We start from the raw sequence: 15,166 nt of genomic DNA, 5'->3' as shown, positions 1-15,166 counted from the left end.
ATAATTGAGGGTCATGTTTATTTTCTCTCCTATTATTTTTTCAGAGATTTCTCAAACCATGCTAGATAATTTGTGTTATGTAATTGAATTTTTTTGATTATAATAGAATGTAGTTAGGGATAATAAAATGATCAAAAGTTATTTAAGCAAAGTGTATAAGCTTAATCTTTGATAAGAAACTCAAGCATCCAGTGATGTGGAATCAATGTTTGATTTTAGGGTTTAATAGGAGGAGAAAATGGAAAACAGCTATTTTTTTAAACAGTTATCAAATAATTGGGAGGATAAAAAATGGTTTAATGCCATTAAGGGATATGCTAACGATAACTGTATACAGACGTATGTTGTAGACCGGCCATTAGGCGTTAGTAAATTTGACTATGCCTATGATAGAGCGGTTGTATTATTAATTCCTGGGCATAAAATTGTTTTCTTGAATTTTGGAGATCCAACCAGCGATGAATTAGATGATTACATAGAGGATTTTATTGAGGAATTAACCTATAGATCTTTAAGATTTGAATATAATAGTATTCTTGGGGCAACAAGAAAATGGCGAAGAAATTATACTGAAATTAAAAATTTAAGTGAAATTGATCTAGATAATATTGGCGAGTTTTTAAGAGGTGTTAAATTTGAAGAAACTGAAGGTCAAAGAAAATCAGATTTAATTATTTCTTTAATTATCAATAGTATCAACTCAATAGAGCAGGTTGGCCTTGAAACCCCTGAAAATTTGTTAGATAAAGTTAGACAGAAAATTGTCTTGTTTGATGGTGATCAAACAAGATTTATTTTTGAAAAAGTCAATAAAAACAGAATTACAATTCAGGGATTAGCTGGAACGGGAAAAACTGAGCTGTTACTGCACAAATTGAAAGAGTTATACACAAATGGTGAAGAAAATAAAATTGCATTTACTTGTCATAGTAAAACTTTGAATTCTAGTTTGAAAAATAGAATTCCTAAGTTTTTTGATTTTATGAAAGTAGAGGAACAAATTGAATGGAATAAGAGACTATGGGTATTTCCGAGTTGGGGTTCGGAAGCTAACAAAACTACGGGCTTATATTCTTATATTTGTAATACCTACAGTATTCCATTTTACAGATTTTCAAGGAATGGAAGTAGCTTTAAAAATGTATGCAGACAAGCAGTTAAAGATTTAAAAGCATTAGGGAGTATTCCTCCTTGTTTCAACTATATTCTAATCGATGAAAGTCAAGATTTCCCTGATGAGTTTTTTGAATTATGTGAGTTAGTAGTCGAAAATGCTGTATTTATTGCTGGAGATATTTTTCAAAATATAACAGATAATGATTTAAAAGAAGTTCATCCAGATTATTTGCTCAATAGATGTTATCGTACAGACCCTAAGACTTTAATGTTCGCACATGCCGTCGGCATGGGATTGTTTGAAAGACCTGCTATAAGATGGTTAAATGATGAAGAATGGGAAGCTTGTGGATACAAATTCGAATCAAAAACAGTAGGGAATAATGAAGAATATAATCTAACTAGAGAGCCAGTTAGAAGATTTGAAGATGCGGAAGTATATGAAGTTGCTGCGACAAAAATTGTGAAAATAGCTAATATGGATTTTAGATCTGATGTTATGAACATCATTAAAGAGATCAAAACTAATCATAATACAGTGAAGCCAGATGATATAGCAATAGTGTTTTTAAATCAAGAAGATGTAAATTATACTTATATTGATTCTTTAGCAGTTAGGATAAGTAATGAGTTTGGATGGGCGACAAATATAGCGTATCAACAAAAAGAAATAGTAAAAGATCATGTGTTTGTGAGTAATAGATATAATATTAAAGGTCTAGAGTTTCCGTTCTTAATTTGCATCGCAAATATGTCAATGACGAAAAGTACTACATTTAGAAATACCTTGTATATGACTTTAACAAGATCTTTTATAACATCTTACTTAGTAGTTAACGAACACAACTCTCCGGAAATTATTAATATCGAGACTGGATTGGATGCTATTTTAAAAACCAACACCTTGAAAGTGTTCAAACCTAAAGCCAATGAAATTATGACTAGCGAAGAACCGATTATTTTGCAAGACAGAAAATATAAATCTCAAAATGAGATTATCACGGAAATTTTTGATGATCTCAAAATTCCTCAAGGGAAAAGGGATAGCTTAAAACAAATAGTTGGAGTAGTACTTCATGATAGCAATGATGAAGAGCGTATCAGAAAGATCATTGAGTCTAATAAAGGACTACTTTGATATGAGCAAATTCTATCAGTATTATATAACAGAAAACCTAAGAGAATTGTTATCAAAACCATTGAGAGATAAAGATGATGTTCTAAAAGTTCTGTTTGAAATATCATCTTATTTACTTATTGAAGATAAACCAATAAATAAAGGATTTGGAGAATTCATTATAAAAGTCGATAAAATGAGTAGAGTATTTATTACACTCTTAGAAGAGGGACAATTGTTAAAACATTATTCATTTAATTTTCCATTCATTATTCAACAAGAAGATTTGCCTAGCTTGGAATCAATTAGGCTTATCTCATCAAAAAATAGAATTGAAATTGATACCGTGTTTCTTTCGGTCTTGAAAAGTGCATCAGCCTCAGGGTGGTTTAGTACGGATGGAGAAATGTCTTTTAATTGTTTACTAGGACATTACGAAGTATTAGAGGAAATTTTAAAGGAATTAGAAGGGACTAATGATAAATATATTGATAATGTTTGGTTAGTAATGAAGGAGTTAATGCTTAGCGAACCTGGTTACTTAAGATATGATTATGATCAAGAACATCAAAACGGTAGATTACACCCTTTGCACCATCTAGATGTTAACTATACAAATCATATTACATTTAAATTAGGATTAAGTTCAGCATTTGAACAGAACACTTTTATGGACTTATTAGATTTAAGAACCAATTGTCATTATGTTTCTCACTGATAGAAATACAAAAAATATATTACAATTGATAAATTCCTACTGGTATGATAAATTATTATTAATCCGAAAGTATCGGTAAGATTCCTCGTGCGAAAGTATCGCCGAGGTTTTTTTTATTTTCTCTAACCCCTCTGAATTTTTAATGTCATTATTATTGACATTTCCTACAGCTTTATCTTTCATATTCATGCTCCATATCCTTTGTATTCTTCTTCTCATTTTCTTTCTCTAGTGTTATAAAAAATGCTAAATCTTCGTTTACATCCTTTTTTTGAGGTTTCTCAATACTTACTTGATAACTTAAGGTTTTATATTTTTCCGAAAATTTAAAGGCAGCCTCTTGTCCCCAATTGGGAGCCGGGCTGCCATCTTGATAAGTGGCGTTATAGTCGTTGTCTAAACAGAAGATGATTTCATGCATACTGTATTTGGTTAGGAAGCGCTCTAAGGCATTATCTGATAAGCAACCAAGGGAGATTCGATGATCTGTTCGCCAGTCCAGCCCGTTCAGCTTGGTGAGTGTGGCATGGCTCATGGCGTCGATGGGGCTTTCAAATACATAGACTCGCTTACAGTTGTTACTACCAGGAATGAGAAATGGGTAGCTTTTGTCTGAATGTATTCGATCCTGCTTAAAAGGGCGATTAGGGTTGCAACCTCTCATCGAACAGTACTTAGGAATTCCATCAGGATCGTATCCGATGAAAACACAGTTTCCGGTTTTGGATTGCTGATAAAGCTTTTTTTCGTGCATGAGGTGGGACAGTATTTCGGAGTCAATTCCTCGAACGTTTACGAGATACCAAGCGACTCGCCTATAGTTGGATGCCTTGTCTGGAAGAATGAGCTGGCCGGCTGTTTGAGGAGAATGGGGAGAGGAGTGAAGCGTGGGGTTTCACTCTCCAGTAGAAAAGCTACAGCTTCTTTGAAATTCATATTCCAGAATTGCATTACAAAGTCGATTGGACCGCCATGAGTATCGGTGGAGAAGTGATAGTATTTGTTGCTGTCTTTGAAAAAATAAAGACCACCACTGTGTTTTGCATGAAGAGCGCAGCGGCCGCCATTTTCAAGAATGTAGCCGTGGGATTTGGCAAATTCAATAAGCGTGATTTTGTTTGCTTGGGAGATTTGTAATTGATTAAGAGATTTGAGTTCTCTAATGATCATAACTCCTTTTCTTAGAAATAAGTATTTAACTATAAAAAAGAGATTTCACATAAACGTCATTTAAAGCCTTGAAATCATGTGTTTTATTTGAGAACAAAATATCTAAATAGTAGATAATTAACATTAGATTAATTCTGCTTATTTACAGTGCATAATAATAATTCGAAGGGAGTGGATGTTAATGTATGAAGCCATAGATATAGTCACTAATGAGCTTTATGGAATTGATGATTGGTTAAAGAATTGCGAAAATAGAAAAGAAGGTTTATGCCGTGTTTGTGGTGAGAAAATTTATATTCGGGCTGATAAATCAGAAAATACAAAAACTCATTTTTCTCATTATAGGGACTCGAAATGTCCAACAATAGAAAAGAATCATAGACCCTTCGCTCATTTAAATGCGAGTGAACTTGATCTTGAAAATGGGAAAATAATTAAAGGTAAGGTTGCTGAACATTCATTTCTAATATTTGAGAAATGTAAAGGAATGGCCGAGAATTTGAATGCTAAAGAATTTAGAGATTTAATCGATTTTGCGACGCAAAAAGAAGTCTGGAATTATAAGGGACTTACGTTTACTTATGTTCCATACATTCTTTTGACCTGCAGGGAAAAATTCACAAAAGGTGAGAGGAATTATAGGAAAAGTGATTTTTATTTTGTATTTGATCCCAACATTAAGAATGTGGACGAGCTTTGGAATCAATCAGGAAAAAAACAAAAGCTTTGGAAAGTTGATTGTAAAGATAATAATGTAACTGAATATTCTATAGACAGCGCACTTTTACCGATATGGTATGAATTCACAGACGAATATATTCGAAATAAATTTACTTAATTAGTATTACAATTCAAACAAATTAATGAATAGATGGAGGCATATATCCTCTATCTTTTTTTGTTTTCTATTAGCAGGATTTCTCACTTTCTTACATTCATGGTTAATTGTATTACTCTTAAACATCTAGATAACAAAATGTACGAATTCAATGTAAAATTAGGATATAATTACATTGTGTATTCCATTAGTATTGTTGAACTCTTTAAAGAATGATGTTGACTTTTCAAATTTAAATTGAGGAATTTAAATTTATCTGAACGGTGGGACACAAATGCTTCCAAAATTAAATTTGTCATCTTTACCTTTATGGTTAGAAAATGATGTATCTTCTAGTGAAAATGGAAGGTACAAACACAATTTACTAAGAGAGAATCCTGATGTTAGACCAACTGTACTCGAAGATTTAAAAACTCTTGTTCAAAAATCTCACGATGATGCAAGATATAGGCTTCGAAGTTTCTTAGAGGATAATTTAGACCCACTCGATGAATGGAAAGATGAGATTGATCCAGCTGAGGGATATCCTCATTTTTTTGATTTGACAACGCTCAAAGGGTATTTTGGAGAATTTTTTTCTGGATTGATTGCTGAGAATCTGACTCTTTTTGACGAAGCGCATTGGAAAGTACCAGTTTTCTCCTTTAGATGGCACGACACCGCTTTTGACCAGCTTGAAATGATGCGTCAAACTGGAAATATGAAAGGTGCTATATTTGGCCGTACTGGAGATGACTGTGTTGCTTTTGTTATGGAGAAAGGAATAATTAAAAAGATCCTTTTCTTAGAGGCAAAATGCTCAGCTGCATATGATATGGGTATGATTAATGACGCCCATGTTAAAATCAGTACTAAAAATTTGGCACCATTGGAGATAAGGCGTTTAATCGAAATCTTGCAAGATTATGAATCTAATCCTGATGCGGGAGTATGGATCCAAGCTCTTAGAGGTCTATATAGGGAATATAAAAATGTAGATAGATATGATTGTGTAAGTTACATTTGTGGTCAATTTCCAAAAAGGCCAACGGAAAGAGTTTGCTGGATGCCACGTCTAGAGCCACATCCAAGTTATAAAGGGGAAAGAATGTTAGAAGTTGCTGAGATTCATATTAATGACGTTAACAAACTTGTTAGCTTCGTTTATGGAAAGGAAGAATAGCAAGTGAATGAAAATGATTTTACATCAGAAGAGTTTGAAAACATTTATTTAGAACTGGCGGGCGATACGTTGTCCCCCTCAATAGCAAAATTATACAGTCATTATACTCGTATTAAAATGAAACAGCCTGGACTTCTTGGTTGGAGGACTGACGAGTTTTCTGAAAGATTAGAAGAAGCTGTTACATTAATTGATGTTGGACTCTTTGAGAAAGAGCATGGATTAGCAAACTGGCGTAATGCATTAAGACGCGCTGGTGAACTTTTGGAGTGGTTGTCACTTCCTGATTTAAATGACAATCAACTTCCGCTACGTTTACTGGCAGCTGCTGTATACCAGTTAGCTGGGTATCCAGCACTTTCTTTGGGTTTATTAAATAATGAAATATTAGATTCGAATGATTCTCAAATGTTGACCATGCTACTGAAGGGGGATTTTCCTCATCTTTTAAGTTTAAATATAAGTTATTGGACAAAAGAGAGAAGCCGCAAAAACAAACAAAATGATGTGGAACCCGATTCAATAAATAGCATTATAAATAATCGGATTGTAGATGAAGTGGTACGAGCTCTTGGGATATTCTGTACATATATGCGTTGGGGTGATGCAAAACGTTTGTCAACTGCACAGAAAAAGCTGCATGACTTATCAAAACTTATGATTTATGGTAATGATAGTTACTCGTGGTTACTTTCTAAAATTGTCTCTGAAGTAGTAAAGGAATTTGTTACTAATTCATTACGATCAAATGTACAGTATCTTTTGGATGGTGTATCTGCTGATGGTAAGAAAGCATTTGAAAGATATCTAAGAAACAACTATCGAATTCAGAAATCTTTAGCTTGGTATTCACAAATTAAGGGTATTGAAAGACTAATAAAAGATGAATCCTTTACACTCTGTACACCTACCGGTTCTGGAAAAACAACAATTGCTGAGCTGGCCATAATTCAAAGTATGTTTCTTAAAATAAATGAAGGTTCTTTAAATTTGTTAAACGTTGCTCCTATTACAATGTATTTGGTTCCTTCAAGAGCGCTTGCAACGGAAGTTGAATCAAAGCTTGGCAAAGTTTTAGGAGACTTAGGAAGTTCTTCGGTTAGAGTAACAGGACTATATGGCGGTATAGATTGGGGTCCCACAGATGCTTGGATTACTTCAAATGATCCAACTGTTTTAATTTGCACTTACGAAAAAGCAGAGGCGCTAATTAGATTTTTGGGTCCACTTTTTTAAATCGTGTTTCACTAATTGTTATTGATGAAGTTCATTCAGTTCAATACAATAGCATTAATCATGAGGACCTAAGAAGTGGCGACAATAGGAACCTGAGACTTGAAACGTTAACAAATCGATTATTACGTTACACTGAAGATAAAAGAACTATTGCCTTATCTGCGGTTGCCGAAGAAAATGAATTTCTTGCTAAATGGATATCTGGAAATGAAAATGCAGAACCAGTAATTTCTAGCTATCGTAGCACTCGTCAGCTCATAGGACGACTTGAGTGGATTCAGACAGGTGAGTATGAAATGCGCTTTGATATCCTCGATGGAAGTGATTTACTGTTTAATGAAACTAATGGTTCGGAAAATGTACCATTTATTCAAAGACCTTTTGATCCTTTTCCTATACCATATAAAGTGATACCCAAAAGCTTTACAAATGAGAAAAATGGTGTTAGTAAGCGGCAAAGACCACATTTATTTTGGGCTGCAATGCAGCTAGCACAGCCAGACGAACAAGGAAATCAACATTCGGTATTAATATCAATTACACAACATATTGGTGGTTATGCTGAAGATTTTTTGATTGTCTTGAATAAAGTATTAAAAGGAATAGAACTCCCCCATTCTTCATCCCCCCTCTGAAACAGAGCATATTAAATTGTTTGAAAAATGCTTACTGGCTTGCGAGGATTATTTTGGTATTGAGTCAAATGAATATCAGTTATTATTAAAAGGTATTGCTGTTCACCATGGAAACATGCCAGGGGTAATGGCTCGGCTAATGGTAGAGCTTCTACAGAAGCATATTGTTCATATTGCTCTAGCTACATCAACATTATCAGAAGGAGTGAATTTACCTTTTGAGACAGTAATAGTTCCAACATTAACTCGTGGTGGTGATGTTATTCCATTATCAGAGTTTAAAAATCTAGCAGGTAGGGCAGGAAGACCAGGATCTGGAACAGAGGGTAGAACACTAGTGTTTTTGGAAACAGGAACTAGAGTATACAGTAGTCTAAATGCTCGTCAGAACTATGATTTACTTATCGATACAATGAGAAAAGAACAGCTTATGGAAGTTAGGAGCACACTCAGCCCTTTAGGTGCATTAATTCAACATATTGCAGATGAATGGCGAAAAATTACCGGATCAAATTCTTTAAAGGAATTGTTGAATTGGCTTGAAAAAACAATTCCTTGTAATGTTGTAAATGAAGAGGATTTAGAACCTCATTATGCTGAAGAGGCATTGGATTCATTGGATGGTTATTTACTCTCTGTAATTGTTGAACAGGAAGAAGTAAACAACAAAAGTTTGAATCTAATAGAACTAGAAGACTATCTTCGCGATGTATGGAAAAAAACATATGCTTGGCAAGTGATGCAGAATAAAGAAACATGGGAAAAAGTCTTTTTAAAGCGAGGCATATCAATACGTGAAAATGTATATCCAGATCCTGAAATAAGAAGACGTCTTTATCGGACTAGCGTAGCGCCGCGTTTTGGTAAAAAAATTATTAGTGAGTATCATTTGGTAAAAGCTCATTTGGCTACAGGATTTAATTATGCCAGTTGGTCTTCAGATGAAAAAATAAATTATATTGTTGAAGCTGTAAAAGTAGTAGGAGACTTAGGGAAATTCAAAGTAAAGGAAAGCGTGAAAAGGGGCAAGAATGCTGGTAAATGGGACGAAGTATTAACATGGTGGTTGCACCCAATTAAAGTATCGAAAAAGCCAGTGAAAAATGAAGTGTCCGAATGGATCAAATTCGTTAAAGGAAACTTTGAGTATAAATTCAGTTGGGGACTAGGTACAATTATGGCGTTGATTTTAGATGATCTTAATAACGGGGTCTTGGTAGAAACCAAAATTGAAGATTGGCCCAATACGGGTCTTCCATGGGTTGTGTTTTGGTTAAAGGAGCTAATTACTTGGGGAACTCTAGATCCTGTAGCTGCATTGTTACTTGCCCACGGTGTAGAATTTACTCGTAAAACAGCAGAAGCAAAAGCAGAAGAGTATTATTCAAGTAGTGAGCTTTCCGAGGAAGAGATATTAAACCCTATAAAGATTAAAGAGTGGGTAGACATATATTCTAGAAAAGATATTAATATCCTGGATTTTTCTATAAAACCAATTAATGCGAACCTTACTCGAGATTTTAGCAATGCAAGTAATAGAAAATGGAGAGTTCTCCCGATTATATTGGAGAATAATATATCTTGGATTGATCCAGCAGGATATGAATTGGCTACGAGTGATAAATCATTGCAATGGGGTAATAATATGGAATCCAAATATGATTTTATATTAGATGTTGATACAAAGATGATTGACACCTCCACATTTTTATAAAAAAAAACTGTTTAATAATTTCTATTAAAAAATGATCAAGAAAGATTATAGGCATGAAAATAAGAATAATTAAATAAGGATGATAAATTGATGGATAAATTAACGTATCATTACCCTCCCGAAGTATTTAATTTATTAGTTGATACAATCCCTTTATTAAATCGTTCAAAGAATGACGTGCTTTTATTTTTTAAAGGAGCTGGAGTAAAGAACTCATTATTATTGGATATTGAAAATACTATTCTTACAAATAGAGCTTCAATAAATAAATATGATATGGTTCGTACAATACTGGCACGACTCAATGAGTCAGGTGAGAATACGTTAAGAGAGAGAAGAGAGGTTGTAAAAAGAGTAGTAGAGTTTGAGAGTTATGAAAGTTGTTGGGATACAGATAGATTAAAAGCAAAAGGACTAGTTTATGAAGTTAGGCAATTAGTTAATGTAAAAGATTCATTCACCAGAATGAAAAATGCAAAAGAAGAGGCTGAGCTGGAGATAAGAAAAGAATATCTTAAAAAAGCTGCTGAAGCTCAAAAACTCGCTCAAGCTAAAGAATTATTTAAGAATGAGATAAGTACACTGTTTGTTATGAAAGATCCACATAAACGTGGGAAACTATTTGAGGATATTCTAAATAGGTTGTTTAGTTCATTTGGTATTCTGATTAAAGAGGCCTTTACCTTAACTGGGGATAGTAACGAAGGGATAGTAGAGCAAATAGATGGTGTGATTGAACTAGATGGCGACTATTATCTTGTTGAAATGAAATGGTGGAATCAGGCTGTTGGCCCCGATGAAATTGCTAAACATTTAGTCAGAGTATTTACACGAGGGCAAGCACGAGGTTTATTTTTTTCAGTAAGTGGATTCACAGAAGGTGCTCTGAGCATGTGTAAGCAGTCATTAGACAAAGTTGTTATAGTTTTAGGAGATCTCTATGAATTTATAACCATGCTTGATAATGATGGAGATTTGAAAAGATTTCTAAAGGATAAAATTCAAGCGGCGATTATAGATAGAAATCCATACTATAAAAGAGAATATTGATCTCGGATTTTCGTGTGGGGAGTTGTTGTAACTTCAGCGACTCCTCAAATGGCTTGCTCCATCCTCGTTTTTGTCGTGGAGAGTGGTTCCAGTGTTTTTCCTTTCTTTGTGATGCTGTGTCCCTTGATCATAATGTTGCCCTAGCTCATTTTAATCAGTCAAACAACCATCATGCGGATGCCGGTTGTTTTTCCAGCATCTTTGGTCCCGAAATCCAAACACCTTTCGGCTGGAACATCAAAAGAAGATGATCAACAATTGTTTACTCTGATTCTTTTGGTTTCATGCTACATTTGTAAAACTGGTGGTTTATCCATACTTGCTTCCTTCCTATAATCATTAAAGTTACCTAGCGGTATTCAAATTGATTATAAAATTTCAAAGTATACATACGGTAAACGGAAAACAAACAGACTCATAACTTTATAAATGATGCTTATTCCAAGAAGATCTTCCTTGAGTACACTTTGTCTAAATAGCCTGCTAAGTGTTACATTTCATCAGATGAGCTATATTTCCGTCTCCAAGTCTTTCTCCGCTTCCTGGGCTGCTGACGTTACATGATCCTCCATAACGATCTCCTGTCCTTGGAGCTCCTTAAATTCCAACGCAAAATTGATCTCAGATTGCCGCGTGACCAGTTGTTGCAGCTTTTGCTCTTCCTCAAATGGCCTACCTAATTCTTTTTGTGCTGCAGCAAGCTGCTCCAGTGTCTCTTCCTGATTCTGTATTGTAGCTTGAAGCATTGAAGGCAGCTTCTCGATCAGATTTTCGAGACGAGAGATATTTCCCAGTGCTGCCCCCCAAGCTCTGCGGAGTGTGTTTCTGCTCCTTGGACCCGTATATGGACGTTATCATAAATTGAACGGAACAAGGAGAGCAGAAAACCACGATACTGACCAATAACTTTAGATGGTTGGTCTCTCTCGGTTAGTTTGGCTAACAGAAGAAGTACTTCCCCGGCTTGCATTCTTTCTTCATAGTTGATTCCATCTAGTTGGATCAAGAAATCCAGTTGCCGATTTTGCTCAGCTACTTGAATATCGGCCTGGAGCTTCTCCATTTTATCCTTACAGACCTCGAGCATTAGAGGATACTGCTTATGGATACGCTGCTCCAACATTACCTGTTCATTTTGCCAATTGGCCTTCAGAAGCTTGAGGCGGGAGACATCGTTATCCACCTGCATCTTTTCGGCAAGCATGGGATTACCGGTAGCTACGGCCTTGACTTCGGCAGCAGATAGGACCGTTTCATCCGTATCTTCACAGGAGCGGGAGATACTTTTCCGGTCATCACTTGGGAGATATAGCGTAACTTCTGCTCCTGAATTTGCCACAAGTACGAGTCGAAGGTTCCCTTTGTAACATAACGGAAAATTTGCACTACTGGATTGCGATTGCCCTGCCGCAGGATTCGGCCATCACGCTGGATAATGTCAGAGGGTCGCCAGGGACAATCGGTATGATGAGCAGCAATGAGACGATCCTGAATGTTGGTTCCTGTCCCAAGCTTAGAGGTGGAACCGAGCAGAATCCGGACTTCGCCGCGGCGCACCCGTTCGAATAATTCCTCTCGCTGAGCATCCGTCTTGGCATCATGGATAAAGGCGATATCGTCCTCCGGTACGCCGCGGAGTATAAGTTGACTTTTCACTTCATCATATACATTAAAGACTCCCGGCTTGGGTGTGCCGCTATCGCAAAAGACAACCTGGGTCAGTTTCTCAGTCTCTGTTTGCTGCCAGATATAATAGAGATTGTGGATGCAGCGATTTAATTTGGAGTCGGGATCAACGGGAGCGTCTTCATGAACTAACCGGGGATCAATGGACATCAGTTTGGCTTCATGTGTCAGCTTAAGCATGTTATCCTCGGAAGCGTCCACATCATTGTTCCGGATCTGCTCAGCACGTACCACAAACTCGTCCATTAGCTGCTGCTGAAACGGAGAACACTCACTGATAATAACGGTGGCTTTATCACCTTCAAGTTTTGGCGTGGGCAATTGCAGCATATCAGCGGTTTGAATATCTGCCACTAGGCGAAATAGATTCAATAGTTCTGGCAGGTTGTGAAATTTGGCAAATCGGGATTTCATCCGGTAGCCACTGCCTTCTGGTGTGATTTCCAGAGAGGATACCACTTCACCAAAGGTCGCCGCCCAGTTGTCAAAAAAGTTTAGCCCCAGCTTTTGCAGCAAATGCGTCTGGAGAAAACGCTGCATCACGTACATTTCCGATATACTGTTGCTAATCGGTGTACCTGTTGCAAAGACCACGCCACGTCCACTGTTCATTTCCTGTAGATACTGGCATTTGAGTAGCATATCGGTGGCCCGCTGGCTACTGGTTTTGCCGATTCCGGCTACATTTCTCATTTTCGTGAATGTAAAACAGTTTTTATAGGCATGAGCCTCATCTACAAATAGCATATCTACACCTAATTGTTCAAAGGTGAGCAGGTCATCCTTTTTGCCTTCATTCGCCAGACGCTCTAAACGGGATTTCAGATTATTTTCAAACACCACCATCTGCTTGATGCTCCAGTTGTCTCCCTTTTCCTTTTTCACCTGGTCAATGGTTTGAGACACATTGCGAATTTCATCTTGTAGGAGCTGCTCCTGACGTTCACTGGAAATGGGGATCTTCTCAAACTGGCTATGTCCGATAATAACTGCATCGTAGTTTCCCATGGCAATGCGTGAGACAAAACGTTGACGATTGGCCAAGGCAAAATCCTTTTTCGTAGTCACGAGAATGTTTGCTGCAGGGAAGAATCGCAAAAACTCATTCGCCCACTGCTCCGTGAGGTGATTAGGTACACAGTACATTGGTTTTTGAATTGCTCCGATGCGCTTCAACATCATGCCGGCAGTAATCATTGCGGCGGTTTTGCCTGCGCCGACTTCATGGGCCATAAGCGCCGTACCGGAGTAAAGAATTCGGGCCACTACATCTTTTTGATGCTTTCGGAGATGCATTTCCTCATTCATCCCTGCGAATACGAGATGATCACCGTTGTAATGGCGAGGACGAATATTGTTGAACTTATCGTTATAAATCGCTAGCAGATTGTCAGTGCGGTCCTTATCCCGGAATAACCAGGAAGCAAAGGCTTCCTTCATCTGCTGCTGCTTAGCACGGGCAATCATCGTTTCCTTAGCATTCACGACATACTTGATTTGTTCGTTGCCACTAGAGTCCACAAAGGTAAAAGGATCGCGGATAGTGATACTTTGCAGGTTCAGGCTGGATTCGTAAATCTCATAAGCGCTGGCGCGACGTGTTCCATAGGTTTGGTTCACTTTTATGGAATCACGCTCCAGTGATTTGCCTGATACACGCCATAGGTTAGTGAATTCTAGATAATCTAGGTCGACAGTTTGCGTGGTCTGCAGCACCTTAGCGGTGCCGAAGATTTCATACATAAATTCCCGGTAATACTGTACCGGAATCCATGGACTGCCAATGCGAAAATCAATTTCGCCGGGAAGCAGAGGGGCGGGCTGAACAGTGGTTAGTGCAGATACATTGCGCTGAAACAGATCTGGGAGCTCTTTCGCTTTTAGGATGGCGTAGGCTAACTTGTCCTTAACGTTACCGGATAGGTAATCCTCATCCAGCTCCCATCCTTCTTCTTCATCACCTGTATAGTTCTGAGGGTTTAAAAAGATACGCTCGCCCAATTCCTCACGGATTTCGGCTGTCGTTGTACGGCACAAATGAGCCATGTAGGGCAAGTCAATGCGCAGCCGTTGATTCAGACAGATTTGCAATGCTTCAATCGCAGACTCTGCGTGATCGGGGAGATGGTTGGAGCGGATTGTAGGGCGAAAAAAGATAGCTGCTTTACTCCATGTTTTCTCTGGATTCAGGTCTTCAATGGAACGAAGTAGCGGCAGTTGATCATCGTCGGCAAAAGCGGCTGTATTGGCTCGATCATTAATATAACCGCAGGAATCGACAAAGCGGTCATAAGCACTGTTTAATGTGTGCTGAGCTGCTGTCAGTTCAGTTTCTTCATAACCATATTCACGGGACTGAAGTGAAATTACTTCCAGCAGCGCAGTTCGGATTTCGCATAATCCTTTAATGCGTTCTGCCTTTTTTCCTTTAATGTTTTGGGGGAACAACTCACCCATTTCGCAATAATAGATCTGTCCTTGTTCGATGATATAGGTGAAGTTTTTGGTGCCCGCTGGTGCTTCTAAGCGCTTCGGTTCATCCGTGTCTATCAGCACCGATGGTTTTGACTCACTCTCTGAAGGTGGAAGAGAAGGGATGACAGCCTGCAATCTTTCCAGCGCCTGCTCCAGTACGTCGTATAATTGTTGGTTTTCATCGGGCACGCAAGCGGTTTGCTCGACCCCGTGCATCCCACGATCCCAAATCATCCGACCCAACAAATG

The 15,166-nt window shown here is 37.4% G+C and carries 13 protein-coding genes; 8 read left to right on the top strand and 5 right to left on the bottom strand.

The annotated features are described in order from the left end of the window. Positions 1 to 238: 238 nt before the first annotated feature. Both JI735_RS33605 and JI735_RS33600 read left to right on the top strand, forming a co-directional pair. Positions 239 to 2,254, top strand: a complete 2,016-nt coding sequence (locus JI735_RS33605; RefSeq protein ID WP_039832553.1) for an STM2767 family DEAD/DEAH box helicase — start codon at positions 239 to 241, stop codon at positions 2,252 to 2,254. Then, complete coding sequence (locus JI735_RS33600; protein WP_051051385.1) at positions 2,193 to 2,951, top strand: STM2766 family helicase-associated protein; 759 nt, start codon at positions 2,193 to 2,195, stop codon at positions 2,949 to 2,951. The genes JI735_RS33605 and JI735_RS33600 overlap by 62 nt, the downstream gene beginning before the upstream one ends. Before the next feature lie 172 nt (positions 2,952 to 3,123). Here the strand turns inward: JI735_RS33600 and JI735_RS33595 are convergent, their stop codons facing one another. Beyond that, positions 3,124 to 3,705: a toprim domain-containing protein gene (locus tag JI735_RS33595; RefSeq protein ID WP_202676893.1), complete on the bottom strand. Its 582-nt coding sequence runs from the start codon at positions 3,703 to 3,705 to the stop codon at positions 3,124 to 3,126. Positions 3,706 to 3,743: 38 nt separating this feature from the next. Continuing rightward, a complete protein-coding gene (locus JI735_RS33590) occupies positions 3,744 to 4,121 on the bottom strand; it encodes a CHC2 zinc finger domain-containing protein (RefSeq protein WP_202676891.1) in 378 nt (125 codons plus the stop codon). 181 nt (positions 4,122 to 4,302) lie between these two features. Here JI735_RS33590 and JI735_RS33585 point away from each other — a divergent pair, with 181 nt between their 5' ends. The 6 genes from JI735_RS33585 to JI735_RS33560 all read left to right on the top strand — a co-directional run bounded on the left by JI735_RS33585 (position 4,303) and on the right by JI735_RS33560 (position 10,756). Continuing rightward, a complete protein-coding gene (locus JI735_RS33585; RefSeq protein WP_051051387.1) occupies positions 4,303 to 4,959 on the top strand; it encodes a hypothetical protein in 657 nt (218 codons plus the stop codon). A 274-nt stretch (positions 4,960 to 5,233) separates the two neighbouring features. Continuing rightward, positions 5,234 to 6,121: a hypothetical protein gene (locus JI735_RS33580; RefSeq protein ID WP_039832558.1), complete on the top strand. Its 888-nt coding sequence runs from the start codon at positions 5,234 to 5,236 to the stop codon at positions 6,119 to 6,121. Between the two features lie 3 nt (positions 6,122 to 6,124). Next, positions 6,125 to 7,357: a DEAD/DEAH box helicase gene (locus JI735_RS33575; protein ID WP_202676890.1), complete on the top strand. Its 1,233-nt coding sequence runs from the start codon at positions 6,125 to 6,127 to the stop codon at positions 7,355 to 7,357. A 296-nt stretch (positions 7,358 to 7,653) separates the two neighbouring features. After that, a complete protein-coding gene (locus tag JI735_RS33570; RefSeq protein WP_202676889.1) occupies positions 7,654 to 7,992 on the top strand; it encodes a hypothetical protein in 339 nt (112 codons plus the stop codon). 16 nt (positions 7,993 to 8,008) lie between these two features. Further along, positions 8,009 to 9,706 (top strand): hypothetical protein, encoded by a 1,698-nt coding sequence (locus tag JI735_RS33565; protein ID WP_202676888.1) that lies wholly within the window; start codon positions 8,009 to 8,011, stop codon positions 9,704 to 9,706. A gap of 90 nt (positions 9,707 to 9,796) precedes the next feature. Beyond that, entirely contained in the window at positions 9,797 to 10,756 is a 960-nt protein-coding gene (locus JI735_RS33560) for a restriction endonuclease (protein WP_039832560.1), read from the top strand. 509 nt (positions 10,757 to 11,265) lie between these two features. Here JI735_RS33560 and JI735_RS33555 read toward each other — a convergent pair. Genes JI735_RS33555 through JI735_RS36695 form a run of 3 tightly spaced genes read right to left on the bottom strand, consistent with a single transcriptional unit; the run spans position 11,266 to position 13,738 of the window. Next, complete coding sequence (locus JI735_RS33555) at positions 11,266 to 11,502, bottom strand: hypothetical protein (RefSeq protein WP_202676887.1); 237 nt, start codon at positions 11,500 to 11,502, stop codon at positions 11,266 to 11,268. A gap of 17 nt (positions 11,503 to 11,519) precedes the next feature. After that, positions 11,520 to 11,960, bottom strand: coding sequence for a hypothetical protein (locus tag JI735_RS33550; protein WP_202676886.1), 441 nt, complete (start codon positions 11,958 to 11,960; stop codon positions 11,520 to 11,522). Positions 11,961 to 11,974: 14 nt separating this feature from the next. After that, positions 11,975 to 13,738 carry an SNF2-related protein gene (locus JI735_RS36695; RefSeq protein ID WP_233476545.1) on the bottom strand — a complete coding sequence of 588 codons (1,764 nt, stop codon included), beginning with the start codon at positions 13,736 to 13,738 and terminating at the stop codon, positions 11,975 to 11,977. Positions 13,739 to 15,166 lie beyond the last annotated feature (1,428 nt).

It is taken from the genome of Paenibacillus sonchi, from assembly GCF_016772475.1.
Lineage (GTDB): Bacteria > Bacillota > Bacilli > Paenibacillales > Paenibacillaceae > Paenibacillus_AQ > Paenibacillus_AQ sonchi.
This window is presented reverse-complemented; position numbering and strand designations above follow the sequence as displayed.

Coding starts and splice junctions, on each gene's coding strand:
- JI735_RS33560 (WP_039832560.1), top strand. CDS start 9,797: ATGGATAAATTAACGTATCATTACCCTCCCGAAGTATTTAATTTATTA.
- JI735_RS33570 (WP_202676889.1), top strand. CDS start 7,654: ATGCGCTTTGATATCCTCGATGGAAGTGATTTACTGTTTAATGAAACT.
- JI735_RS33600 (WP_051051385.1), top strand. CDS start 2,193: ATGATAGCAATGATGAAGAGCGTATCAGAAAGATCATTGAGTCTAATA.
- JI735_RS33585 (WP_051051387.1), top strand. CDS start 4,303: ATGTATGAAGCCATAGATATAGTCACTAATGAGCTTTATGGAATTGAT.
- JI735_RS33595 (WP_202676893.1), bottom strand. CDS start 3,705: ATGCACGAAAAAAAGCTTTATCAGCAATCCAAAACCGGAAACTGTGTT.
- JI735_RS33605 (WP_039832553.1), top strand. CDS start 239: ATGGAAAACAGCTATTTTTTTAAACAGTTATCAAATAATTGGGAGGAT.
- JI735_RS33555 (WP_202676887.1), bottom strand. CDS start 11,502: ATGCTTCAAGCTACAATACAGAATCAGGAAGAGACACTGGAGCAGCTT.
- JI735_RS36695 (WP_233476545.1), bottom strand. CDS start 13,738: ATGCATCTCCGAAAGCATCAAAAAGATGTAGTGGCCCGAATTCTTTAC.
- JI735_RS33550 (WP_202676886.1), bottom strand. CDS start 11,960: ATGCTTGCCGAAAAGATGCAGGTGGATAACGATGTCTCCCGCCTCAAG.
- JI735_RS33580 (WP_039832558.1), top strand. CDS start 5,234: ATGCTTCCAAAATTAAATTTGTCATCTTTACCTTTATGGTTAGAAAAT.
- JI735_RS33590 (WP_202676891.1), bottom strand. CDS start 4,121: ATGATCATTAGAGAACTCAAATCTCTTAATCAATTACAAATCTCCCAA.